Here is a 22424-nt window from a genome sequence, read left to right as displayed (position 1 = left end):
GTCAGAGTTCCCGCTTGAACATCAGCAGCGGCTTGGTGCCCGGCAGGGTGAGGACGTTGATCAGTTCCCAGCCGAGCTTGCCTTGCTTGCTCAGTTCGGCCTGCAGTTCTTCCATTTTCAGGCCCATCAGTAGATTGGTCTTGGTTTCGAGGGTGAGGTATTCCCAGCGCTTGCTCATGCTTCCGGTTCCTTGTCGTCCCGCGGCTTGGGCAGCCGCCCGGCCTTGCGCAACGCGTCGCGCAACACGTATTCGATCTGCGCGTTGAGGCTGCGCAGCTCGTCGTCGGCCCAGCGCTGCACCGCCGCCAGCACGTCGGCGTTGATGCGCAGCGGATAGGCCTTCTTTTCGCTCATGCGGGGTTCCTTGACGCCCGCGCGGCCGCCGCCGCGCGGCAATGGCGGGGCTGGCGCATCAGTACAGCGAACCGGCGTTGACGATCGGTTGCGCGCCACGGTCCGAGCACAGCACGGTCAGCAGATTGCTGACCATGTGCGCCTTGCGTTCCTCGTCCAGTTGCACGGTGCCGTTCTTCTCCAGCTCGGCCAGCGCCATCTCGACCATGCCCACCGCACCGGCGACGATGCGCGTACGCGCGGCGATCACCGCATTGGCCTGCTGCCGCTGCAGCATCGCCTGGGCGATTTCCGGCGCGTAGGCGAGATGGCTGATGCGCGCTTCGATCACGTCCACGCCGGCCTGGGTCAGCCGTTCGTCGAGGTGGCGCTTGAGCTGCTCGCTGATCTCGGTGGGATGGCTGCGCAGCGAGATCTGGCCGTCCTCGTGCTGGTCGTAGGAATAGCTGGTGGCCATCGCGCGCAGCGCCGATTCGGACTGGATGTGCACGAAGCTCTCGTAGTCGTCGACGTTGTAAACGGCCTCGGACGCATCGATCACCTGCCACACGATCACCGCGGCGATCTCGATCGGGCTGCCGTCCAGTTCGTTGACCTTGAGCCGGCCGCTCTCGAAGTTGCGCACCCGCTGGCTGACCTTCTTCTTCGAATAGAAGGGGTTGTTCCAGCGCAGCCCGTTGTCCTTGACCGTGCCCACGTACTTGCCGAACAGGCTCAGCACCGCGGCCTGGTTCGGCTGCACCGTGTACAGGCCGCACAGGCTGAACAGGGCGACGGCGCCGAGCGGCAGCGACAGCGGCACCAGCGGCAGCGAGCTCGGCCCGCCGCTGACCGGATCCTTGATGACGCCGACCACGAACAGCCACAGCGCCAGGGCGGACAGCGCCAGGACGCCGAGCAGGAGCGGAATGCCGGGCAGCGAGCGAAGCGTGCGTTCTTTCATGACGGTCTCCCCAGGTGTGTGGCGAAAAGATATCACTTTGATATCTGTTTGCAATAGGGGTGCATGCCGCTCGTACGCGGCGGTGGCCCTGGCCCGCTGCCGTGGCGGCCGCTTTCGTCCAGGCACGCTCATGCCCCGCGGAACGGGCAGCGGGGTGGAGGAGGCAGCGGGGCGTGCGCGACGGAAAGCTGGGGCGAGCAGCCGTCAACCGTTGAGGATGACCACCGGCGTGCCGAGCGTGGCCAGGTGATGAGTACCGACGGCGATGTCGCTGCGGTAGCAACCGGGCACCTCGACGGTGCAGCGTTTGCCGACGCGGACGCCTGCGGCGATATCGACGTGCCCACCCAGCGTCGCATGGCTGCCGATCGAGGCTTCCGCACCGATGAACACGCCGGCCTCGACCCAGGCGGACGCGCCGATCTTCACGCCGTATTCCAGCCGTGCGGCCGTCCCGATCCAGGCGTTGTAGGCGATGTCGCAATGCGCAGCGACGATCGCTCCGGCACCGACCATGCAGTTCTCGCCGATCCTGGCGCCGGACGCGACCAGCGCGCCACGGCAGATCAGCGGCGGCATCTTCACCCCGCGCGATTTCAGCTCGCCCATCAGTTCGAGGCGGCGGAAATTAAGGAATTGCGGACCCCAGGCGACGAAGGCGGTCGTGTCGGCGTCGGCCAGCGCAGGCAGCGCGCCCAGGTTGAAGCGGTAGTCCTGGTCCTGGCCGATATCCACCGGGTGCAGCACGCTGTCCGGCGCCACCTCGGCCCAGGCCGCGAGCGCCCACTGCAGCAGCGCCCCGGAGCCGATCAGGTATTTCTCAGAGGGCATGCCGACCCTCCATGACATCCATGTACCAGCGCTCGACCTGCATGTTGGCGTGCTCGTAGTCGCCCAGCACCGCGCGCGGCGCGCCGGAATGCAGGCCCGATTGCACGCTTTCCATGATCTCGATGTCCTCGCGCAACACCTTCTCGGCGCCCTGCAGGTGCGCCAGCAGCACCGCATCGGAGGTCGCGTAGCGTTGTTTCTTGCGTGCGGTGACGTAGTAGACGGTGAGGTCGGTGCGTTGCGCGGACACCGGCTGGTGGTGCTCGATGATGAAGGAGTAGCCGCCCGAGCCCGAGGCGATGTGCAGATTGGGATACAGCAACCAGTTCAGGTACCAGTCGTCGGTGCCGAAGCGCTCGACCTTGTCGTGCCAGGCGTAGTGCGGCAGCGACAGCAAGGGTTGGTCCAGTCCGCCGCCGCTGAAACCGCGCAGCCGGGCCAGGTGTTCGGTCTGCGAGGCGCTGCCTTGCGCGTGGTAACGGTGCGCATCGGCGATGCTGGCCGAGTCCATCTGCACCTGGAACTTCACCTGCCGGGACAGCGTGCGCGGATGCACGAAGCGCGGGTGCAGCGCGTCGCGCAGGTTCTCGTAGGCCAGCTTCCAGTTGAAGTTCGTCTCGAAGGTGGCGACCAGCACCTCGCTGTCGAAGTGTTCGGACGCGGTCCGCAGCATGTCCAGCGCCGGCAGCGAAAACTGCGCCTCGATCGGCACCGGATCTGCGGAAAGATTCACGAACACTAGATTGCCGATGCAGGCCACGGCATGGCGTTTGAGCCGCAGGCATGCGCGTTGCTGCGGCGGCAGGCGGTAGGCATCGTCATGGAACGGGATGTTGTCGACGCCACCGTCGGCGTCGTAGCGCCAGCCGTGATAGCTGCACAGCAGCGGCCGCACGCCCTGCGGCTGTTGCTGCAGCGGGTTCTGCCGATGCAGGCACAGGTTGTGGAACGCACGCAGTTCGCCGTGGAAGTTCTGCACCACCAGGTCCACCCCGCACACCGAGCGCCGCACGAAGGCGTTGTGCTTGTCCAGTAGCATGCGCGGGGCGACGAACTGCCACAGCGGCTGCATCAGGCGCTCGCGCTCGCGGGCGAACCATGCCTCGTCGATGTAGGCTTCGGCCGGCATCAAGGATTGCATGGGCGGCTTTCGTCGGCGTGTCCGCGCCTGCACTCGATAGTGCATTTTTTCATGGTGGCGTCCCGGGGATGTGCGAAGAAGATAGCATCCCGATATCCGCCTGCGAGTGGGCGCCGGGAGGGGCTGCGAGCACCAGCCGGCCGCGCCCGGTCGTTAGAATGGCGCGCTCACTACTCTTCGCGCAGGCACCGCCGCCATGACCACTCTGGGAACCCCGCTGTCCGCTTCCGCCACCCGCGTGCTGCTGCTGGGCTCGGGCGAACTGGGCAAGGAAGTGGCGATCGAACTGCAGCGCTTCGGCGTGGAGGTGATCGCCGCCGACCGCTACGCCGATGCGCCGGCGATGCAGGTGGCGCACCGTTCGCACGTGCTGGACATGCTCGATGCGATGGCGCTGCGCGAGCTGATCGCGCGCGAGCAGCCGCACCTGATCGTGCCGGAGATCGAGGCGATCCATACCGAGACGCTGGTGGCGCTGGAGCGCGAGCACGGCCGGCGGGTGATCCCGACCGCGCGCGCGGCGCGGTTGACCATGGACCGCGAGGGCATCCGCCGCCTGGCCGCGGAGACGCTGGGCCTGCCGACCTCGCCGTACCGTTTCGTGGATACGCCCGAGGAATACCGCGCCGCGATCGCCGCGGTCGGCCTGCCGTGCGTGGTCAAGCCGGTGATGTCGTCCTCGGGCAAGGGCCAGAGCACGCTGCGCAGCGAAGCCGACATCGATGCGGCCTGGGAATACGCGCAGACCGGCGGCCGCGCCGGCGCCGGCCGCTGCATCGTCGAAGGCTTCATCGACTTCGACTACGAGATCACCCTGCTGACCGTGCGCCATGCCGCCGGCACGTCCTTCTGCGATCCGATCGGGCACTGGCAGAAGGACGGCGACTACCGCGAGAGCTGGCAGCCGCAGCCGATGTCGGCGCTGGCGCTGCAGCGTGCGCAGCAGATCGCGCGCGCGGTCACCGACGATCTCGGCGGCTGGGGCCTGTTCGGCGTGGAACTGTTCGTCAACGGCGACGCGGTGTGGTTCAGCGAAGTGTCGCCGCGGCCGCACGACACCGGCCTGGTCACCCTGGTGTCGCAGGAACTGAGCGAGTTCGCGCTGCATGCGCGCGCGATCCTGGGGCTGCCGATCCCGGTCATTCGGCAGAGCGGGCCGTCGGCTTCGTGCGCGCTGCTGGCGCACGGCGAAGGCGTACCCCTGTTCGGCAACGTCGCCGCCGCGCTGCAGGCCCCGGACACCGCGCTGCGCCTGTTCGGCAAGCCCGGCGTGCACGGCCACCGCCGCGTCGGGGTGACCCTGGCGCGCGCCGCGAACATCGACGAAGCCCGCCAGACCGCGCGCGCCGCGGCCGCCGCGTTGCGCATCGAATTGCAGGCATGATTGCATCGAGCAGTTGGAGGATCGCCGAGTTCCGGGTCAGCACCTGGGGCGTGTCATCCATTCCCGAGTAGGCCGGGTTGGATCTGGCAGGCCGTCAGCCGGCGCCGCGCCGGCGGGATTGAGTGCGAGATACGCCGGTGCCTTCATCGATGCGGCGTCGAGCACTTCCAGTTCGAACGGCAGTTCCGCCCAGAGCGCAGCGCGATGTGGTCGGCCAGCGAACAGGCGCCGGGCTTGGCATCCAGTTTCATTGCGGCACTCCGCACCAACACAGGGCCGGGAAGCGTTCCCGGCGCTGCGCGCGGTTGGCGATAGCGCGGCGTCTTCGCTCAGGACGCGTTGCGCGGCCGCAGCTTCTGCACGCGGTAGAACGTGTGGTCGCCGATCGTCGCCACCTGGTAGGCGTTGCGCCAGCTCGGATTGGCGATCGCATGCGCGGCGAAATGGCTGGCGCCGGGCACGATCTCCTTGCGCTGGCCCTGCGGCAGCGCCCAGTTGCGCTCGGCGGCGAAGGCGACGTCGACCGCATCGGCCCATGCGTCGTCGTTCTTCAGTTCGGTGCCGGGTTTCACCAGCCCGGGCGCGAACTGCTTGCGCGCGGTGACCACCTGGCACATCGAGTTGCCCCACAGGCCGCTGTCCAGGCGCCGCAGCGCCACTTCGGCGACCGCCTGCTGGCCGCGCAGCGTCTGGTCGCGCGCTTCCAGGTAGACGGTGGTGCTCAAACACAGCGAATCGGCGGCGGGTTGCGGCAACAACTGCGACAGCCAGAGTATCCAGGCCAGTTTCATATGACTCCTTGCTCCGTATGGGCCGTCATCGGGGCTGCGCCGGGCGGCGCGGCAAGGCGATGCGGCTTGGCGTCATGGGGAGGCGGCCTGTCACGGGCCGCCCGGGTGCCGGCGCAATCTGGAGGCCGGCGGATCCACCAGGATGGGCGGATTGGAAGTGGCGCGCACAATAGGCGCCGCTTCCCCAATCGCAACTGAACCCCGGTTGTTGACAGGGTTCACGCTATCTGTGGTGGATTGCAGCGCCAGTCCAATGCTGTGTGGCGCGCCAATGCGCAAATGGCGCGCGTCGTGCACGCATTGCGTTCTGCTTCGCGGCGATGCGCGACAGGTGTTGAGTGCGTCGCGAAACGAGGAGGACTCGGCGAACCGGGCACCCGACAGCGAGGCGCAGATCCGCATTGGCGGCGCTGCAGTCTGCCTGCGCGGTTGCGGCGCGCAGCGCGCACAGGTTCGCCAATGCACAAATCCGGCTTCGACACACGGTGCCATGTCGGAGAACCGCAGAAACTTGGTAATTCAGCGGCGCCGCGATCGCTTTGCGTCGTGCGCGTCGCGGCTATCGCAGCCGCTGCGGAGTGCGCCTAGCGTTGCCGCGCCGATGGCTGCTCGGCGCGAATCATGCGCGTTGCGCACATGCGCAGCACGGATGCCGTGCGCGGCATGCAATGCGCGCTGCGCGATGCAGTGATCGACAGCCGCATCGGTGCGCACTGCGGATCGCGCGCAGCATCGACGGCGCGATCATCTCGAATACGGCGCTCACGCCGCTGCAGCGAGCCTTCTTCGCCTGAGCGGCCGCTGCGCGCACAGCAGCGCCAGCAGCAGGCACAGCGCGCCGCAGGCCAGCGGACCGGCGGCCATTGCCCAGCGCAGCAGCAGGCAATGGCCGTCGCGGTAGTCCACTGCGCTCAGCAGCAGTCCGATCACGGCAATGCCGGCGGCCAGCGCCACCTGCGCGCTGGCAACCAGGGCGGCGAAGCACAGCGCGTGCTGGGCGACCGCGCGCTTGGCGGTCAACTGCGCATGCCAGGCCCAGACCAACTGGCCGGCGCTGCCGCCGATCGCGCCGATGCCGGCGGCGGCCAGCAGGCTCAGCAGCGGCAGCGCCGGCAGCGCCAGCGCGAACAGCGGCGCGCTCAGCAGCAGCGCCATGCCGAGCCAGGCCAGCCGCTGCTGCGGCGTATGCCGCCGGCTCAGCCGCGCCGCCAGTGGTTGCACCAGCACCGAACCCAACGCATAGGCCGCCAACACCGCGCTGCCCCAGCCCGGCGACAGCAGGCCGTAGGCGGCCACGTACGGCGCCAGTTTGGTGAAGGCGGGCAGGGTCAGCGAAACCGCAGCGATCGACAGCAGCGGCTGCCACGGGATCGCGCGCCAGCACGGCGCCGGTTCGGTGCGCACAGGCGCGTCGGGAGTGGCGACCGGGTGCGCCGCCACGCCACGCTGCAGCACGTGCCGCAGGCGCCACGCGCACAGCACCGCCACTGCGGCCAGCAGCGTGCTGGCCTGCAAGGCGAAGGCCGCGCCGCCGGCACCGCGCGCCAGCACCGCGCCGACCACGCCGCTGACCAGCAGAGCGGCGATGCCGCTGCCGGCCAGGCGCAACGCGCTGGCGCCGTCGTGGCCGCGCCAGGGCCAGCGCACCAGGCTCAGCAAGGTGTTCTGGGCCAGGTCGCAGATCGCGTAGGCGATGCGGAACTGCAGGCTGACCACCAGCACGTACCCCAGCCGCAGCGAGGGTGGCAGCAGCGGTGCGGCGAACACCAGCAGCAGCGCCAGCGCCGCGGCGCTCAGGCCCAGCCATTGCAGGCGCGCGCTGCCGGCCGCATCGCGCAGGTGCCGACGCAAGCGCCAGCCGGCGCCGAGGCCGATCGCCGCACTGGCCAGCAGGCCCAGCGCCAACACCAGCCCGGCCGCCGCCGCACCCAGTCCGGCGTGCTCGGTCAGCGAATAGATCAGTAGCAGTTCGCCAGCGTACCACAGCAGGCTTTTGCCGAAATGCGCCAGTGCGTAGGCCTGCAGGCCGGCCATGGGCAACGGCAGCGCCGCCAGCGGCGAAGCGCGGTCGAGCGGGGCGGGCCGGGACGAGGACGGACGCATCGCGTCGATATACCTGAGCAAGGCGACAAAGCGGAGAAAATTTGCCGTCGCACTCCGCAGGTGGGCGCAACGCCCCTCTCCCCTCGGGAGCGGGGTTGGGGTGAGGGCACGGCGCGAAGCGCCTCGTTGTATTCGGGTACGCCAGGCTGCGCCCGCACCCTCATCCGGCCCTGCGGGCCACCTTCTCCCGAGTGGGAGCAGGGTGTGGTCTAGGCTTGGTTGCAGCGTTCGGTCAGAGCATGGCGGCCAGGCGGCTGCCCTGGGCGATGGCGCGTTTGGCATCCAGCTCCGCGGCGCCGTCGGCGCCGCCGATCAGGTGCACCTTGCGGCCGGCCGCCTGCAACGCGTCGTGCAAGTCGCGGCGCGGCTCCTGGCCGGCGCAGACCACCACGCTGCCGACCGGCAGCAGCTGTTCGGCGCCGTCCACGCGGATACGCAGGCCGGCGTCGTCCATGCCCAGGTACTCGACCCCGCCGAGCAGGGTCACGCCCTTGGCCTTCAGCGTGGCGCGGTGGATCCAGCCGGTGGTCTTGCCCAGGCGCGCGCCGGGACGGCCGGCACTGCGCTGCAACAGCCACACCTTGCGCGCCGGCGCTTCCGGCTGCGGCTTGCGCAATGCGCCGCGCGCCTCGAACTGCGGATCCACGCCCCATTCGGCCATCCACCGTGCCGGGTCCAGCGCGGTCGATGCGCCGGCGTGGACCAGGAACTCGCCGACATCGAAACCGATGCCGCCGGCGCCGATGATCGCGACCTTGTCCGCCGCCTGCACCCGGCCCTGCAGCACATCGAGATAACCGACCACGTTGCGATGATCGGCGCCGGGGAAATCCACCGCGCGCGGCACGATGCCGGTGGCCAGCACCACGTCGTCGAAACCGGCCAGCTGCGCCGCATCGGCGGTGGTGTGCAGGCGCACGTCCACACCGGTGGCGTCGAGCCGGTGGCGGAAATAGCGCAGCGTCTCGTGGAATTCCTCTTTCCCTGGAATGCGCTTGGCCACGTTGAACTGGCCGCCGATTTCCGCGGCGCTGTCGAACAGGGTCACGCGGTGGCCGCGCTCGGCGGCCACCGTGGCGCAGGCCAGTCCGGCCGGGCCGGCGCCGACCACGGCGATGCGCTTGGGCGCCGCGGTGGGCAGGTAGTTCAGTTCGGTCTCCGCGGCCGCGCGCGGATTGACCAGGCAGCTGGCGGTCTTGTTCTCGAACACGTGGTCCAGGCAGGCCTGATTGCAGGCGATGCAGGTGTTGATCGCCTGCGCCTGGCCGCGCCGCGCCTTGTTCGGCCATTGCGGATCGGCCAGCAGCGGCCGCGCCAGCGACACCATGTCGGCGCCGCCGCCGGCCAGGATGCGTTCTGCCACGTCGGGCATGTTGATGCGGTTGGTCGCGATCAGCGGTACCCGCACATGCGGCTTGAGCTTGGCGGTGACCCCGGCGAAGGCGGCGCGCGGCACCGAGGTGGCGATGGTCGGCACGCGCGCCTCGTGCCAGCCGATGCCGGAGTTGATCAGCGTCGCGCCGGCGGCCTCGATCGCCTGCGCCTGCGCCACGATTTCCGGCCAGTCGCTGCCGTCCTCGACCAGATCCACCAGCGACAGCCGGTAGATGATGATGAAGTCCGGCCCGCAGGCCGCGCGGATCTGGCGCACGATCTCCACCGCGAAGCGCATGCGCCTGCTCGCATCGCCGCCCCAGGCATCGTCGCGGCGATTGCTGCGCGGGGCCACGAACTCATTGATCAGATAGCCTTCCGAGCCCATCACTTCCACGCCGTCGTAGCCGGCCTCGCGCGCCAGCCGCGCGGCGCGCGCATAGGCGCCGATCTGGCGCTCGACCCCGCGTGCGGACAGCGCGCGCGGGGTGAACGGATTGATCGGCGCCTTCAGCTTCGACGGCGCCACCGACAGCGGGTGGTAGGCATAGCGCCCGGCATGCAGCAGCTGCAGGCAGATCTTGGCGGCGTGCGCATGCACCGCGCGGGTCAGCTGCCGGTGCGGGCGCACTTCCCACGGCCACGACAGCTTGCCGCCGAACGGTTTCAGCCAGCCGACCACGTTCGGCGCGAAGCCGCCGGTGACGATCAGCCCGGCGCCACCGGCGGCGCGTTCGGCGAAATACGCGGCCAGCTTGGGGAAGTCGCGCGCGCGATCCTCCAGGCCGGTGTGCATCGAGCCCATCAGCACCCGGTTGCGCAACTGGGTGAAGCCCAGGTCGAGCGGGGCGAACAGGTGCGGATAGGCGGCGGATGGATCGGGCTGGCCGGAGGCGGGCGACATGGCTTGGATACGCTTGCGTATGGATGGGCGCAGGGTGCCGCGAAACCCGCGCCACGGCAAGAGGCGCGTTCGTGGGTTGCATCCGTGACGGTGCAATCGGTCCGTCGGTGCGGGCTGCTCCTCTGCCGGCCTAAAGCTGTGGGAGCGACTTCAGTCGCGACGGGCTTTTTCGGTAATGCCCCGTCGCGACTGAAGTCGCTCCCACAGATGACATCGCTGCGGATCGAATTGCGTTAGCCGCTCAGCCCCAGCCAACCAGCGCCAGCTTGCCGATGCTGCCGCCCGATTCCAGCCGCCGGTGCGCCTGCCGCAGGTTGGCCGCGTCGATCGGCGCCAGCGTCTCGGTCAGCGTGGTGCGCAGCTCGCCGGCGTCGACCAGGCTGGCGGTGCGCGCCAGGATCCGGTGCTGCTCGATCATGTCGGCGGTCTTGAAGCGCGCCCGCGCGAACATCATTTCCCAGTGGATGCCGATGCACTTGGCCTTGTACGGATCGCCGATGCGCAGCGCGCCGGCCGGCTCCACGATCAGGCCGACATGGCCTTGCGGCGCGACCAGTTCGCCCAGCACGTCCCAGTAGCGGTCGGTGTCGGCCAGGTTCAGCGCCGCGTCCACCTGGTCGATGCCCAGCGCCTGCAGCTGCGGCGCCAGCGGCTGGCGATGGTCGATCACCTGCTGCGCGCCCAACTGCAGGCACCAGTCGCGGGTCTGCGCGCGCGAGGCGGTGGCGATGACCTGGAAGCCGGCATGCCGCGCCAGCTGGATCGCGATCGAACCGACCCCGCCGGCGCCGCCGATCACCAGCAGGCGGCGGCCGCGGTTGCGCTCGTCGTCGAAGTCGAACGGCATGCGCTGGAACAGCAGTTCCCACGCGGTCAGCGTGGTCAGCGGCAGCGCCGCGGCCTGCGCGAAATCCAGCGTCGCCGGTTTGCGCGCGACGATGCGCGCGTCGACCAGCTGGTACTGCGCGTTGCTGCCGGCGCGGGTGATGTCGCCGGCGTAGTAGACCTCGTCGCCCGGCTCGAAGCCCTCGACCTCGGCGCCGACCGCCTCGACCACGCCGGCGGCGTCGTAGCCCAGCACCTTGGGCTGCGCTTCCACCTGCGGCTTGGGCGCGCGCACCTTGGTATCGACCGGATTGACCGATACCGCCTCCACCCGCACCAGCAGGTCGACGCCGGTGGGGGCGGGCGGCTTGGGCAGGTCTGTATCGAACAGCGACTGCGGATCGTCGATCGGCAGGTAGTGGGTCAGGGCGACGGCTTTCATGATGTCTCCAGCAGTGGGGAAGCGGGTGTCGCAGTGGGTTGCGCGCGGCTCAGACCGGGCGCGGATTGCGCTCGGCGAAGCCGCGCTGGTGCCAGTACGGATACGGCGGCACCACCGCGCTGGCCGCGTCCAGGCGCTGCACCTGCGCCGCGTCGAGGTTCCAGCCGACCGCGCCCAGGTTCTGCCGCAACTGTTCCTCGTTGCGCGCGCCGATGATGACGCTGCTCACCGTGGGCCGCTGCAGCAGCCAGTTCAGCGCGATCTGCGGCACGCTCTTGCCGGTCTCGGCGGCGATCGCCTCGAGCGCGTCGACGACCCGGTACAGGCGTTCGTCCTCCACCGGCGGGCCGGCCTCGGTGACCTTCTTGTCGTGCAGGCGGCTGCTGTCCGGCAGCGGCTGGCCGCGGCGGACCTTGCCGGTCAGCCGGCCCCAGCCCAGCGGGCTCCACACCACCGCGCCGACGCCCTGGTCCAGCCCCAGCGGCATCAGTTCTTCCTCGTAGTCGCGGCCGATCAGCGAGTAGTAGGTCTGATTGGCGACGTAGCGCGACCAGCCATGGCGGTCGGCCACCGCCAGCGACTTCATCAGGTGCCAGCCGGAGAAATTGGACACGCCCAGATAGCGGATCTTGCCGGCACGGACCAGGTCGTCGAGCGTGGACAGGGTTTCTTCCACCGGCGTCTTCGCGTCGAAGCCGTGCAACTGGAACAGGTCGATGTAGTCGGTGTCCAGGCGCTTGAGCGCCGCATCGACCGCGCGCAGCAGGTGGAAGCGCGAGGAGCCGACGCTGTTCGGATCGTCGGGGTCGAAGCGGAAGGTGGCCTTGGTCGAGATCAGCACCTGTTCGCGGCGGCCCTTGATCGCCGCGCCCAGCACCGATTCGGCGGCGCCGCCGGAATAGACGTCGGCGCTGTCGAACAGGTTGACCCCGGCCTCCAGGCAGATGTCGATCAGGCGCCGCGCCTGGTCCACGTCCGAATTGCCCCAGGCAGAGAAGAATGCGTTCGAGCCGGCGAAGGTGCCGGTGCCGAAGCTGAGCACGGGGACCTTGAAGCCGGAGGCGCCGAGATGCCGGTATTCCATGGTGAAGATTCCTTTGTGGGGGAAGATAGGAGGAGCTGACTCAGCGCGGCGCAGCGGCGGCCGCGCGCGCATGGCGGGTGTCGCCGAGCACGCGCGCGGCGGCCTCGGCCATGGCGGCATAGCCGGCATCGCCGGGGTGCAGGTGATCGCCGGAATCGAACGCGGGCAGCATGCGGGTGGGGTGCGCGGGGTCGCGGAGCAGGGCGTCGAAATCGATCATCGCATCGAAACCGTTGCCATCGCGTATCCACGCATTGACCTGCTGGCGCACGCGCTCCTTGTCTACGCTGTAGTAACCGCGGATCGGCGTGTCCGGCAGCGCGCCCTCGAACGGGGTCAGCGTGGCGCCGATCACGCGCAGACCGCGCGCCTGCGCGCGCTGCAGCAGTTGCCGGTAGCCGGCGATCAGTTCCTGCGCGGAGACCGGCGCATCGTCCGGCGCGAACGGCGTGGCGTACCAACTGATGTCGTTGATGCCGATCAGCAGCACCAGCGTGCGCACGCCGGGTTGCGCCAGCACGTCGCGATCCAGCCGCGCCAGCGCATTGCTGCCCATGCGGTCGCGCAGCACGCGGCCGCCGGAGATGCCGGCGTTGAGCACCGCCACGCGCCGTGTCGCCAGCCGCGTGGCCAACTGGTCCGGCCAGCGCCGGTCGCTGCCCGGGGTGGACGCGGCGCCGTCGGTGATGGAATCGCCGAGCGCCACCACCGCGCCGGCGGCGTCGGCGCGGCGCACCTGGATGCCGCTGACGAACAGCCGCACCGGTAGTGCCGTGGCATCGTCCAGCGCCGCATCCGCGGTGCGCTCGCCTGAGGCCAGCCAGGCGCTCTGCAGGCCTTCCCAATGGAAGGTGGACGGCGCGGTCGGCTGCGGCAGGTACAGGCTGACGCTGAGCCTGGCCAGGTCCGGCACGGTCAGTGCGACCGGATCGCTGAGCACCGGTGCGCCGGGCGGGATGGTCACCGCGCGCTGTCCGCCGAAGCGCAGCTCGCGGTCCGAGCCGGGCACGATCGCCGCGCCGTCGCCGGCCAGCGCCAGGTGCGCGGCGCCGATCTGCAGCGGCGCGCGGCCGTAGGCGTTGGACAGTTCCACCCGCACCGACTCGCCGCCCAGGCTGATCCGCGCCACCTGGCGCACGGTCTGCCGCCACAGGTTGAACGGGGTCTGGGTCGGGAACGGGAAGTCGGCGGCCCACAGCGGCTGCGGACTGGCCTGCCAGGTCGCGATCCAGTCGCGCTCGGCGGCCCCGGCCGGCGCCGCCAGCGCCCCCAGCAAGGTGCCGACCACTGCAGCCTGGCGCAGGCGCCGGCTCATGCCGCACCGCCCGCGGCGCATGCCGCCGCCGGTGCATCTTTTTCGAGTGAGGGCGACAGCCTCAGCGCCAGCAGGGCCACCGCCAGGCCGGCGGCGGTGACCAGTGCCGCCGCCCACGGCAGCTGCGCCAGGCTGCCGCCATGGCCGATCACCAGGCCGCCGAGCCACGCGCCCAGCGCATTGCCGAGGTTGAACGCGCCGATGTTCAGGCTCGACGCCAGGTGCCGGCCGGCGTCGCCGGCCTTGCCCAGCACCCACAACTGCAGCGGCGCCACCGTGGCGAACGCGGCCACGCCGAGCAGGCCGGTGAACAGCACCATCGCCGGCGCCGAGCGCAGCGCCAAGGCCAGCGCCGCCAGCACCAGCGCCAGCAGGCCGAGGGTCAGCGGCAGCGCCCGCCGCGGATGGCGGTCGGCCAGGCGTCCGCCGAGCACGTTGCCGGCGATCATGCCGACGCCGAACACCAGCAACAACGGCGACACCGCGCCCTCGGCCAGGCCGGTGACCCGGGTCAGCAGCGGTTGGATGTAGGTGTAGACGGTGAACACGCCGGCATAGCCGAGCACGGTCGTCGCCAACCCCAGCAGCACCGGCGCGCGGCCGACCGCACGCAGTTCGGCGCGCAGCGGCGGCGCCAGCGCGGCGTCGTCGCCGGCCGGGACCAGCGTGGCGATCACCGCGGTGGCGAGCAGGCCGATCGCGGCCACCGCCCAGAACGTCGCGCGCCAGCCGAACTGCAGGCCCAGCCAGGCGCCGGCCGGCACCCCGAGTAAGGTGGCGACGGTGAGTCCGGTGAACATGGTGGCGATCGCCGAGGCCTTGCGCTGCGGCGCCACCAGGCCGGTGGCGACCACCGCGCCGACGCCGAAGAAGGTGCCGTGCGCCAGCGAGGTGACCACCCGCGCCGCCATCAGCGTGGCGTAGTCCGGCGCCAGCGCGCAGGCCAGGTTGCCGGCGGTGAACACCAGCATCAGCGCCACCAGCACGCGCTTGCGCGGCCAGCGCCGGCTGGCCACGGTCAGCAGCGGCGCGCCGACGAACACGCCCAGCGCATAGCCGGAGATCAGCAGCCCGGCGGCCGGGACGCTGACCTGCAGGTCGGCCGCGACCTGCAGCAGCAGGCCCATGATCACGAACTCGGTGGTGCCGATGCCGAATGCACCGGCGGTCAGCGCGAACAAGGCGATCGGCAGCCGTGGTGGCGCGGCGGCTGGCGGATGCGCGGGAAACGAGACCATGACGGCTCCGGAAGGCGGGGTGGAGCACAGCCTAGGCCCGTGCTTTATCAGCAGAAACTGGCAAAATATTGAGTGACTTTCAATGGAATCGACAAAATGGACCGGATCGGCGATATCGCGTTGTTCCTGCGCGTGCTCGACCAGGGGTCGATCAGTGCCGCGGCGCGCAGCCTGGAGCTGTCGGTGGCGGTCGCCAGCCAGCGCCTGCAGCGGCTCGAGCGCGACCTCGGCGTGCGCCTGCTGCACCGGACCACGCGGCGCCTGCATCCCACGCCCGAAGGCCTGCAGCTGGCCGAACAGGGGCGCGCGCTGGTCGAGGACCTGGAGTCGCTGGCCGGCGGCCTGCGCGAGGCCGGCCGCACCGCCGCCGGCACCTTGCGGGCGACCATGTCGGCCTCGTTCGGGTGCCAGTACGTGTCGCCGCTGCTGCCGCAGTTCATGGCCCTGCATCCGCAGGTGCGGCTGAGCGTGCACCTGAGCGACAACGTGGTGGATCTGGTCAGCGAAGGCTTCGACCTGGCGATCCGGATCGGCGCGCTGCGCGATTCCAGCCTGGTGGCGCGGCGCCTGGCCGGCAACCGCCGCGTGCTGTGCGCGTCTCCAGACTACCTGCGCCGCCACGGCGAACCGGCGCGCGCGGCGGACCTGGCGGCGCACGCCTGCCTGCTGCTGACCGGTGCCGAAGGCCGCCAGGACACCTGGCGCCTGCTCGGCGCCGAGGGCGAAGTCGCGGTCAGAGTGAGCGGTCCGCTGGAGTCCAACTTCGGCGAGGTACTGCGCGACGCGGCGCTGAACGGCCAGGGCATCGCCCTGCATTCGGTCTGGCACGTGGCCGAGGACCTGCGCCACGGGCGCCTGCGCCAGGTCCTGCCGCAGTACGCGCTTGCCGAAACCGGCATCTACGCGGTGATGCCGCAGCGCCGGCTGGTGCCGCCGCGGGTGCGCGCCTTCGTCGAGTTCATGCAGGTTCAGCTTGCCGATCCACCGCCCTGGGAGCGTCTGCGCTGAGATCGCCGGCACGCTGTCGACAAGCGCGGACGGCCCCGCAGCAACGCATTGCATCATTTCATGAAGCTGTATACGGTGTATCCACGACCGCTGAGGGTCTGGTCGTGGGTTTCACATGTTACGTGCCTGTTAACGCCGTCTTCACCATGCCGAGCATAATGTGCGCGGCGATGGCGTGCGGAACGGCCGTCTGGATGTGACGAGACATCTGTACTGAACCATGCCCTATCGGTTTCTATATCCCCGAAACAAGGAGCTGTATTAATGAACAAGAAAATTCTCACCGCCGCGTTGCTGGGCGGTCTGGCCGTCGCCCAGGCAGCGTCCGCACAGGAATTCGACGACCGCTGGTACCTGACCGGTTCGGCCGGCTTCAACTTCCAGAACAACGATCGCGGCACCAATGACGCCCCGTTCGTGACCCTGGGCCTGGGCAAGTTCGTCAGCCCGAACTGGTCGATCGACGGTGAACTGAACTATCAGAACCCGAACTTCGACGCTAACGAGGACCTGAACTGGAGCCAGTACGGCATCTCGTTCGACCTGCGCCGCCACTTCATCCAGGAAGGCCGCGGCTGGAACCCGTACCTGCTGTTCGGTCTGGGCTACCAGCGCTCGGAAGAAGAGTTCGACACCGGCGGCGCCGTGTCCCCGGGCCAGCGCAAGGACGGCAACTTCGCCGCCAAGGCCGGCGTCGGCCTGCAGACCACCTTCGACAAGCGCGTTGCCGTGCGTGCCGAAGTGGCCTACCGCGCCGACTTCGACGACCAGAGCGTCAACCCGGCCCGTGCTGGCGATGACAAAGACTGGTTCGGCGACGTGCTGGCTTCGGTCGGCGTCGTGATCCCGCTCGGCCCGCCGCCGGCGGCACCGGTTGCCGCTCCGGCCCCGACCGCTGCCCCGAGCTGCGCGGACCTGGACGACGACGGCGACGGCGTCAACAACTGCGACGACAAGTGCCCGACCTCCCAGCCTGGCCAGACCATCGGTCCGGACGGTTGCCCGGTGCCGGTCTCGCTCGACCTGAAGGGCGTCAACTTCGACTTCAACAAGTCGACCCTGCGTCCGGACGCGGTCGCGATCCTGAGCGAGGCCACCGAGATCCTGAAGCGTTACCCCGACCTGAAGGTCGAGGTTGCCGGTCACACCGACTCGAAGGGTACCGACGCCTACAACCAGAAGCTGTCGGAGCGTCGTGCCACCACGGTGTATGACTACCTGACCAAGAACGGCGTGGACGCTTCGCGTCTGGTCGGTCCGATCGGTTACGGCGAGAGCCGCCCGATTGCGCCGAACACCAACCCGGATGGTTCGGACAACCCGGAAGGCCGTGCGAAGAACCGCCGTACCGAGCTGAACGTCCAGAACTGATCGGACGCTTCATGTTTCAAGCAAAGCCCGGCCTCGCGCCGGGCTTTGCTTTTGTGCGTCCGGTAAGCGCGCCCATGTCCCTGTGGGAGGGACTTCAGTCGCGACGGGGCATCACTGGTAAAGCCCGTCGCGACTGAAGTCGCTCCCACAGGGATGCGAGCCAGCTGAACTTTTTCAGCCTCCCCAATTATTTAGCGCATGCAGTGCCGGTATCGGTTGAAACTGCGCCCGGCCCTGCCTACACTCGCTGCGTCGTCTCGCCTGAATGGAAAAAAACCGATGCTGCGTATCGTTACGGCCGGCCTGCTTGGTCTTGCCCTGATTCCTGCCGCTCATGCCGCACCGGATTGCTCCGGCGACGCGCTGCCCAAGCCGCTGCCGCTGCCGGCCACGGTCGGTGCGCCGATCGCCTCGGAGCTGTACACACGCAACCTGCCGCTGGGCATGCCCAGCGGCGTGCTGGCGCAGTCCTACAGCAGCGACCAGTCGCTGGACCGGGTGCTGCTGCGCCTGCGCGCCGAAGGCTGCCAGAGCCTGGCCAACGCGATGCCGGCCGGCGGCGTGGTGAAGCCGAACGATCCGGCCGCCTACAAGCCGACCACCGCATTCGACAACACCCCGTGGCGCTTCGACATGAGCCAGAATGGCAAGCGCATGACCGCCGAGGAGTTCGACGCGTGGATGAAGGCGCGCGGCGTGCGCGTGGTCAAGGCGCGTCCGGCGCCGGCGGCGGTGCCTGCCGCGTCGGTGCCCAACGCGGCGAAGCCGGTCGACGCCCAGTAAGCGCCGCGCGCGGTCGCCGACCGCGCCTGCACCCGAAGCGCAAGCGGTGAAGCCTCCGCGTCCCCGTCGCCCCGCATCGCGCACGTCGGCGCCAGCGGCCAGCGCCCCGCAATCGCCGCGCGCCGCCGCGTCCGGCGAGGTCCGCCACGGCCTGGCGCGCACCCTGTCCAAGCTCGGCCTGTGCTCGCGCACCGAGGCCGCGCGCTGGATCGCCGCCGGCCGCGTCGCGGTCGATGGCCGCACCGTCACCGATCCCGAATTTCCGATCCTGCGCGGCCGCCACCGGCTGGCGCTCGATGGCGTGGCGCTGGCCGCGACGCAGCGCCTGTACCTGATGCTCAACAAGCCGCGCGGCCTGGTCACCACCGCGCAGGACGAGCGCGGCCGCGACACCGTCTACCGCTGTTTCGACGGTGCCGGATTGCCCTGGCTGGCCCCGGTCGGGCGATTGGACAAGGCCAGCGAGGGCTTGCTGCTGTTCTGCAACGATCCGCAATGGGCGGCGCGGGTCGCCGACCCGGCCAGCGGCCCGGACAAGACCTATCACGTGCAGGTCGATGCGCTGCCCGACGCGGCGCTGCTGGCGCGCATGTGCGCCGGTGTCGTCGCCGATGGCGAGCCGCTGCGGGCCAGGCAGGCGCGGCTGCTGCGCCAGGGCGACAAGCACGCCTGGCTGGAAGTGGTGCTGGACGAGGGCCGCAACCGGCAGATCCGGCGCCTGCTCGGCGAACTCGGCCTGGGCGTGCTGCGCCTGGTGCGGGTGGCGATCGGCGGGCTGGCGCTGGGCGAACTGGGCAAGGGCGCCTGGCGCGAGCTCAGTGTGGCGGAGGTGGAGGGGTTGGGTGGTCGGGACTCGGGACCGGGGACTCGGGACGCGTAAAAGCGCTGGCTCGGCCCTGTGAAGGTGGCGCGCTGTTCATGCCGATCTCAGAGGAAAATTCTTAAAAAACATCTTGACAAAGAAACGAGGCAAAAGATCCTGCCTTGGAGTCCCGAGTCCCGAGTCCCGAGTCCCGAGTCCCGAGTCCCGAGTCCCGAGTCCCGAGTCCCGAGTCCCGAGTCCCGAGTCCCGAGTCCCGAGTCCCGAGTCCCGAGTCCCGAGTCCCGAGTCCCGAGTCCCGAGTCCCGAGTCCCGAGTCCCGAGTCCCGAGTCCCGAGTCCCGAGTCCCGAGTCCCGAGTCCCGAGTCCCGAGTCCCGAGTCCCGAGTCCCGAGTCCCGAGTCCCGAGTCCCGAGTCCCGTTACTCAATCACTCCCAACTCGCGGCCGATGCGAACGAACGCATCGATCGCCTGGTCCAACTGCGCGCGGGTATGCGCGGCGCTGATCTGGGTGCGGATCCGCGCCTGGCCCTTGGGCACCACCGGGAAGAAGAAGCCGATCGCGTAGATGCCTTCCTCCAGCAGCCGCTCGGCGAAGCGCTGCGCCAGCGGCGCGTCGTACAGCATCACCGGGCAGATCGGGTGGGTGCCGGGCTTGATGTCGAAGCCGGCCGCGGCCATGCGCTCGCGGAAGTGGCGGGTGTTCTCGACCAGCTGCGCGCGCAATGCGTCGGCCGCGTCCAGCATCGCGAACGCCTTGATCCCGGCGGCGACCACGTGCGGCGGCAGCGAGTTGGAGAACAGGTAGGGGCGCGAGCGCTGGCGCAGCAGTTCGATCACCTCGCGCCGGCCGGTGGTGAAGCCTCCCAGCGCACCGCCCATCGCCTTGCCCAGGGTGCCGGTGAAGATGTCGATCTGGTCCATCACGCCCTTGACCTCGGCCGAGCCGCGGCCGCTGGCGCCGAGGAAGCCGGTGGCATGGCATTCGTCGATGTGCACCAGCGCGCCGTACTTGCGTGCCAGCGCGGTGATCTGGTCGAGCGGGGCGATGAAGCCGTCCATCGAGAACACGCCGTCGCTGCTGATCAGCTTGGTCTTGCAGCCGGCCGCGTCGGCCGCCTGCAGCTGCGCTTCCAGGTCGGCCATGTCGCAATTGGCGTAGCGGAAGCGCTTGGCCTTGCACAGGCGCACGCCGTCGATGATCGAGGCGTGGTTGAGCGCATCGGAGATGATCGCATCGGTTTCGCCGAGCAGCGGTTCGAACAGGCCGCCGTTGGCGTCGAAGCAGGCGGCGTAGAGGATGCTGTCCTCGGTGCTGAAGAACGCGGCGATGCGCGCTTCCAGCTGCTTGTGCAGGTCCTGGGTGCCGCAGATGAAGCGCACCGAGGCCATGCCGAAGCCGTGGCTGTCCAGCGCGTCCTTGGCCGCGGCGATCAGCGCCGGGTGGTCGGCCAGGCCCAGGTAGTTGTTGGCGCAGAAGTTCAGTACGCGGCGGCCGTCGGCCAGCACGATCTCGGCCGCCTGCGGGCCGACGATGATGCGTTCGGCCTTGAACAGCCCCTGCGCGCGGATCGCGTCCAGTTCGTCGGCGTAGCGCTGGGTGAGGCGGGAATCGGTCATGACGGGCACGCGCAGGCGGAAGAAGCGAAGATTTTAACGCGGCCTGTGCGAAGGTCGGCGGGCGTCATGCATAAATGGCATAAGCATCGGCGGCGAAGTCATTTCACCGGACGAATGCGGCTGCGCAGCATGGCGCATTGGCCGTGGTTGCATGGCCGGTCCGCCCGTGCCCCCCGACCCTCTTCCGGAGATCCGCCCATGCCCAGCCTCCTGCCGCGCCGATTCAGTCCGCTGCTCGTGCTCGTGCTCGCGCTGTGCGCGTTCGCCGGCACCGCCGCCGCGCGCGACGTGCAGCTGCTCAACGTGTCCTACGATCCCACGCGCGAGCTGTACCGCGACTACAACACCGCCTTCGCCAAGCATTGGGAGCAGACCCACGGCGGCGACAAGGTCACCGTGGAGACCTCGCACGGCGGCTCGGGCAAGCAGGCGCGCTCGGTCATCGACGGGGTCGAGGCCGACGTGGTGACGCTGGCGCTGGCCTACGACGTGGACGCGATCGCCGACAAGGGCAAGCTGATCGATCCGGGCTGGGCCAGGCGCCTGCCCGACAACAGCGCGCCGTACACCTCCACCATCGTGTTCCTGGTGCGCAAGGGCAACCCGAAACAGATCAAGGACTGGCCGGACCTGCTGCGCACCGGCGTGTCGGTGATCACCCCGAACCCGAAGACCTCCGGCGGTGCGCGCTGGAACTACCTGGCCGCCTGGGCCTATGCCGACCGCATCTTCAAGGGCGACCGCGAGCGCATCCTCGGCTACATGCGCGCGCTGTTCCGCAACGTGCCGGTGTTGGACACCGGCGCGCGCGGCGCCACCACCACCTTCGTCCAGCGCGGCATCGGCGACGTGCTGCTGGCCTGGGAGAACGAGGCGTTCCTGGCGCAGGAGGAACTGGGCAAGGACAAGTTCGAGATCGTGGTGCCGAAGCTGTCGATCCTGGCCGAGCCGTCGGTGGCGGTGGTCGACAAGAACGTGGACAAGCACGGCACCCGCGACGTCGCCGAGGAATACCTGAAGTATCTGTATTCGCCGGAAGGGCAGAAGATCGCGGCCAAGCATTATTACCGGCCGCGCCACCCGGAGTACGCCGATCGCGCCGACATCGCGCGCCTGCCGAAGGTGCAACTGGTCACCATCGACCAGCAGTTCGGCTCCTGGGCCAAGGCGCAGGCCGAGCACTTCAACGACGGTGGCCTGTTCGACCAGATCCAGGCGAGCAAGTGACGCAATGGGCGTGAATGCCGCCGCGGTCGCGCGCGCTCCGTCGCGGCGCAGGGTGATCCCCGGGTTCGGTCTGAGCCTGGGCATCACCCTGACGTGGCTGGGACTGGTGGTGCTGATCCCGCTGCTGGGCGTGGTGCTCAAGACCAGCGGCCTGGGCTGGCATGGCGTGTGGCAGGTGTGGAGCGAGCCGCGGGTGCTGTCGGCACTGCGGGTCAGCTTCGGCACCGCATTCGCCGCCGCCGCGTTCAACGCGGTGATGGGCACCTGGGTGGCCTGGGTGTTCGTGCGCTACCGCTTTCCCGGCAAGCGCCTGTTCGACGCGATGATCGACCTGCCGTTCGCACTGCCGACCGCGGTGGCCGGCATCGCGCTGACCGCGCTGTACGGCGGCAACGGCTGGGTCGGCCGCTGGCTGGAACCGTTGGGGCTGAAGATCGCCTACACCCAGCTCGGCATCGTGGTGGCGCTGGTGTTCGTCGGCCTGCCGTTCGTGGTACGGATCGTGCAGCCGGTGCTGGCCGAGGCCGAACGCGAACTGGAAGAGGCCGCCGCCACGCTCGGCGCCGGCCGCTGGCAGATCGTCCGCCGAGTGGTGCTGCCGGCGCTGTGGCCGGCGGTGCTGACCGGGTTCGCGCTGGCCTTCGCGCGCGGCATCGGCGAATACGGCTCGGTGATCTTCATCGCCGGCAACCTGCCCAACGCGACCGAGATCGCGCCGCTGCTGATCACCATCCGCCTGGAAGAATTCGACTACGCCGGCGCCACCGCGATCGCCGCGGCGATGCTGCTGCTGTCGTTGCTGATGCTGCTGGTGGTCAACGGCGTGCAGGCGCGCTTCGCGCGGCGCGGCCTGGCGGCGCACTGAG

20 protein-coding genes and 1 pseudogene are annotated in these 22424 nt (G+C 69.6%); 7 read left to right on the top strand and 14 right to left on the bottom strand.

Annotation, left to right across the window (positions count from 1 at the left end; translation table 11 throughout):
* Position 1 precedes the first annotated feature (1 nt).
* The 5 genes from FZ025_RS04265 to FZ025_RS04245 all read right to left on the bottom strand — a co-directional run bounded on the left by FZ025_RS04265 (position 2) and on the right by FZ025_RS04245 (position 3269).
* Entirely contained in the window at positions 2–178 is a 177-nt protein-coding gene (locus FZ025_RS04265) for a DUF4177 domain-containing protein (RefSeq protein WP_146093497.1), read from the bottom strand.
* Positions 175–354: a type II toxin-antitoxin system antitoxin gene (locus FZ025_RS04260; protein ID WP_046980826.1), complete on the bottom strand. Its 180-nt coding sequence runs from the start codon at positions 352–354 to the stop codon at positions 175–177. Before FZ025_RS04260 ends, FZ025_RS04265 begins: the two co-directional genes overlap by 4 nt.
* Before the next feature lie 58 nt (positions 355–412).
* Complete coding sequence (locus FZ025_RS04255; RefSeq protein WP_046980827.1) at positions 413–1297, bottom strand: SPFH domain-containing protein; 885 nt, start codon at positions 1295–1297, stop codon at positions 413–415.
* Positions 1298–1501: 204 nt separating this feature from the next.
* Positions 1502–2128: a DapH/DapD/GlmU-related protein gene (locus FZ025_RS04250; RefSeq protein WP_046980828.1), complete on the bottom strand. Its 627-nt coding sequence runs from the start codon at positions 2126–2128 to the stop codon at positions 1502–1504.
* A complete protein-coding gene (locus FZ025_RS04245; protein ID WP_046980829.1) occupies positions 2118–3269 on the bottom strand; it encodes an aromatic ring-hydroxylating oxygenase subunit alpha in 1152 nt (383 codons plus the stop codon). Before FZ025_RS04245 ends, FZ025_RS04250 begins: the two co-directional genes overlap by 11 nt.
* Before the next feature lie 196 nt (positions 3270–3465).
* Between FZ025_RS04245 and purT the strand changes: the two genes are divergently transcribed.
* Positions 3466–4653, top strand: coding sequence for a formate-dependent phosphoribosylglycinamide formyltransferase (gene purT, locus FZ025_RS04240; RefSeq protein WP_046980830.1), 1188 nt, complete (start codon positions 3466–3468; stop codon positions 4651–4653).
* A gap of 99 nt (positions 4654–4752) precedes the next feature.
* On the opposite strand, the pseudogene FZ025_RS04235 reads toward purT, so the two are convergent.
* From FZ025_RS04235 to FZ025_RS04200, 8 genes and pseudogenes are all read right to left on the bottom strand, one after another.
* A pseudogene (locus tag FZ025_RS04235) lies at positions 4753–4904 on the bottom strand (thioredoxin domain-containing protein); the annotation flags it as partial.
* A 78-nt stretch (positions 4905–4982) separates the two neighbouring features.
* A complete protein-coding gene (locus FZ025_RS04230) occupies positions 4983–5444 on the bottom strand; it encodes a cell wall hydrolase (RefSeq protein ID WP_046980831.1) in 462 nt (153 codons plus the stop codon).
* Positions 5445–6206: 762 nt separating this feature from the next.
* Entirely contained in the window at positions 6207–7547 is a 1341-nt protein-coding gene (locus tag FZ025_RS04225; RefSeq protein ID WP_046980842.1) for an MFS transporter, read from the bottom strand.
* Between the two features lie 232 nt (positions 7548–7779).
* Positions 7780–9825: an NADPH-dependent 2,4-dienoyl-CoA reductase gene (locus FZ025_RS04220; protein ID WP_046980843.1), complete on the bottom strand. Its 2046-nt coding sequence runs from the start codon at positions 9823–9825 to the stop codon at positions 7780–7782.
* A gap of 241 nt (positions 9826–10066) precedes the next feature.
* Positions 10067–11092, bottom strand: a complete 1026-nt coding sequence (locus FZ025_RS04215) for a zinc-binding alcohol dehydrogenase family protein (RefSeq protein WP_046980833.1) — start codon at positions 11090–11092, stop codon at positions 10067–10069.
* A 49-nt stretch (positions 11093–11141) separates the two neighbouring features.
* A complete protein-coding gene (locus FZ025_RS04210) occupies positions 11142–12176 on the bottom strand; it encodes an aldo/keto reductase (RefSeq protein ID WP_046980834.1) in 1035 nt (344 codons plus the stop codon).
* A gap of 40 nt (positions 12177–12216) precedes the next feature.
* Entirely contained in the window at positions 12217–13491 is a 1275-nt protein-coding gene (locus FZ025_RS04205; protein ID WP_053057341.1) for an SGNH/GDSL hydrolase family protein, read from the bottom strand.
* Positions 13488–14729, bottom strand: coding sequence for an MFS transporter (locus FZ025_RS04200; protein ID WP_046980836.1), 1242 nt, complete (start codon positions 14727–14729; stop codon positions 13488–13490). Before FZ025_RS04200 ends, FZ025_RS04205 begins: the two co-directional genes overlap by 4 nt.
* Positions 14730–14825: 96 nt before the next feature.
* Here FZ025_RS04200 and FZ025_RS04195 point away from each other — a divergent pair, with 96 nt between their 5' ends.
* The 4 genes from FZ025_RS04195 (at position 14826) to FZ025_RS04180 (ending at position 18771) form a co-directional block, all read left to right on the top strand.
* A complete protein-coding gene (locus tag FZ025_RS04195) occupies positions 14826–15737 on the top strand; it encodes a LysR family transcriptional regulator (protein ID WP_046980837.1) in 912 nt (303 codons plus the stop codon).
* Between the two features lie 264 nt (positions 15738–16001).
* The gene (locus FZ025_RS04190; protein ID WP_046980838.1) at positions 16002–17108 is read left to right on the top strand and encodes an OmpA family protein; all 1107 of its coding nucleotides are present in this window, start codon (positions 16002–16004) and stop codon (positions 17106–17108) included.
* A gap of 279 nt (positions 17109–17387) precedes the next feature.
* Entirely contained in the window at positions 17388–17891 is a 504-nt protein-coding gene (locus FZ025_RS04185; protein ID WP_046980839.1) for a hypothetical protein, read from the top strand.
* A 46-nt stretch (positions 17892–17937) separates the two neighbouring features.
* Entirely contained in the window at positions 17938–18771 is an 834-nt protein-coding gene (locus FZ025_RS04180) for a pseudouridine synthase (protein ID WP_104557657.1), read from the top strand.
* Positions 18772–19131: 360 nt separating this feature from the next.
* Here the strand turns inward: FZ025_RS04180 and kbl are convergent, their stop codons facing one another.
* Positions 19132–20331 (bottom strand): glycine C-acetyltransferase, encoded by a 1200-nt coding sequence (gene kbl / locus FZ025_RS04175; RefSeq protein ID WP_104557655.1) that lies wholly within the window; start codon positions 20329–20331, stop codon positions 19132–19134.
* A 198-nt stretch (positions 20332–20529) separates the two neighbouring features.
* Between kbl and FZ025_RS04170 the strand changes: the two genes are divergently transcribed.
* Positions 20530–21558 (top strand): sulfate ABC transporter substrate-binding protein, encoded by a 1029-nt coding sequence (locus FZ025_RS04170; protein WP_046981086.1) that lies wholly within the window; start codon positions 20530–20532, stop codon positions 21556–21558.
* A 4-nt stretch (positions 21559–21562) separates the two neighbouring features.
* Complete coding sequence (cysT, locus tag FZ025_RS04165; protein WP_046981087.1) at positions 21563–22423, top strand: sulfate ABC transporter permease subunit CysT; 861 nt, start codon at positions 21563–21565, stop codon at positions 22421–22423.
* Position 22424 lies beyond the last annotated feature (1 nt).

The sequence above is a fragment of the Xanthomonas hyacinthi genome (assembly GCF_009769165.1).
GTDB lineage: Bacteria > Pseudomonadota > Gammaproteobacteria > Xanthomonadales > Xanthomonadaceae > Xanthomonas_A > Xanthomonas_A hyacinthi.
This window is presented reverse-complemented; position numbering and strand designations above follow the sequence as displayed.

Bases quoted from the DNA above. Each gene is read 5' to 3' on its own strand.
- FZ025_RS04265 (WP_146093497.1), bottom strand. From the start codon at position 178: ATGAGCAAGCGCTGGGAATACCTCACCCTCGAAACCAAGACCAATCTA.
- FZ025_RS04260 (WP_046980826.1), bottom strand. From the start codon at position 354: ATGAGCGAAAAGAAGGCCTATCCGCTGCGCATCAACGCCGACGTGCTG.
- FZ025_RS04255 (WP_046980827.1), bottom strand. From the start codon at position 1,297: ATGAAAGAACGCACGCTTCGCTCGCTGCCCGGCATTCCGCTCCTGCTC.
- FZ025_RS04250 (WP_046980828.1), bottom strand. From the start codon at position 2,128: ATGCCCTCTGAGAAATACCTGATCGGCTCCGGGGCGCTGCTGCAGTGG.
- FZ025_RS04245 (WP_046980829.1), bottom strand. From the start codon at position 3,269: ATGCAATCCTTGATGCCGGCCGAAGCCTACATCGACGAGGCATGGTTC.
- purT (WP_046980830.1), top strand. From the start codon at position 3,466: ATGACCACTCTGGGAACCCCGCTGTCCGCTTCCGCCACCCGCGTGCTG.
- FZ025_RS04230 (WP_046980831.1), bottom strand. From the start codon at position 5,444: ATGAAACTGGCCTGGATACTCTGGCTGTCGCAGTTGTTGCCGCAACCC.
- FZ025_RS04225 (WP_046980842.1), bottom strand. From the start codon at position 7,547: ATGCGTCCGTCCTCGTCCCGGCCCGCCCCGCTCGACCGCGCTTCGCCG.
- FZ025_RS04220 (WP_046980843.1), bottom strand. From the start codon at position 9,825: ATGTCGCCCGCCTCCGGCCAGCCCGATCCATCCGCCGCCTATCCGCAC.
- FZ025_RS04215 (WP_046980833.1), bottom strand. From the start codon at position 11,092: ATGAAAGCCGTCGCCCTGACCCACTACCTGCCGATCGACGATCCGCAG.
- FZ025_RS04210 (WP_046980834.1), bottom strand. From the start codon at position 12,176: ATGGAATACCGGCATCTCGGCGCCTCCGGCTTCAAGGTCCCCGTGCTC.
- FZ025_RS04205 (WP_053057341.1), bottom strand. From the start codon at position 13,491: ATGAGCCGGCGCCTGCGCCAGGCTGCAGTGGTCGGCACCTTGCTGGGG.
- FZ025_RS04200 (WP_046980836.1), bottom strand. From the start codon at position 14,729: ATGGTCTCGTTTCCCGCGCATCCGCCAGCCGCCGCGCCACCACGGCTG.
- FZ025_RS04195 (WP_046980837.1), top strand. From the start codon at position 14,826: ATGGACCGGATCGGCGATATCGCGTTGTTCCTGCGCGTGCTCGACCAG.
- FZ025_RS04190 (WP_046980838.1), top strand. From the start codon at position 16,002: ATGAACAAGAAAATTCTCACCGCCGCGTTGCTGGGCGGTCTGGCCGTC.
- FZ025_RS04185 (WP_046980839.1), top strand. From the start codon at position 17,388: ATGCTGCGTATCGTTACGGCCGGCCTGCTTGGTCTTGCCCTGATTCCT.
- kbl (WP_104557655.1), bottom strand. From the start codon at position 20,331: ATGACCGATTCCCGCCTCACCCAGCGCTACGCCGACGAACTGGACGCG.
- FZ025_RS04170 (WP_046981086.1), top strand. From the start codon at position 20,530: ATGCCCAGCCTCCTGCCGCGCCGATTCAGTCCGCTGCTCGTGCTCGTG.
- cysT (WP_046981087.1), top strand. From the start codon at position 21,563: ATGGGCGTGAATGCCGCCGCGGTCGCGCGCGCTCCGTCGCGGCGCAGG.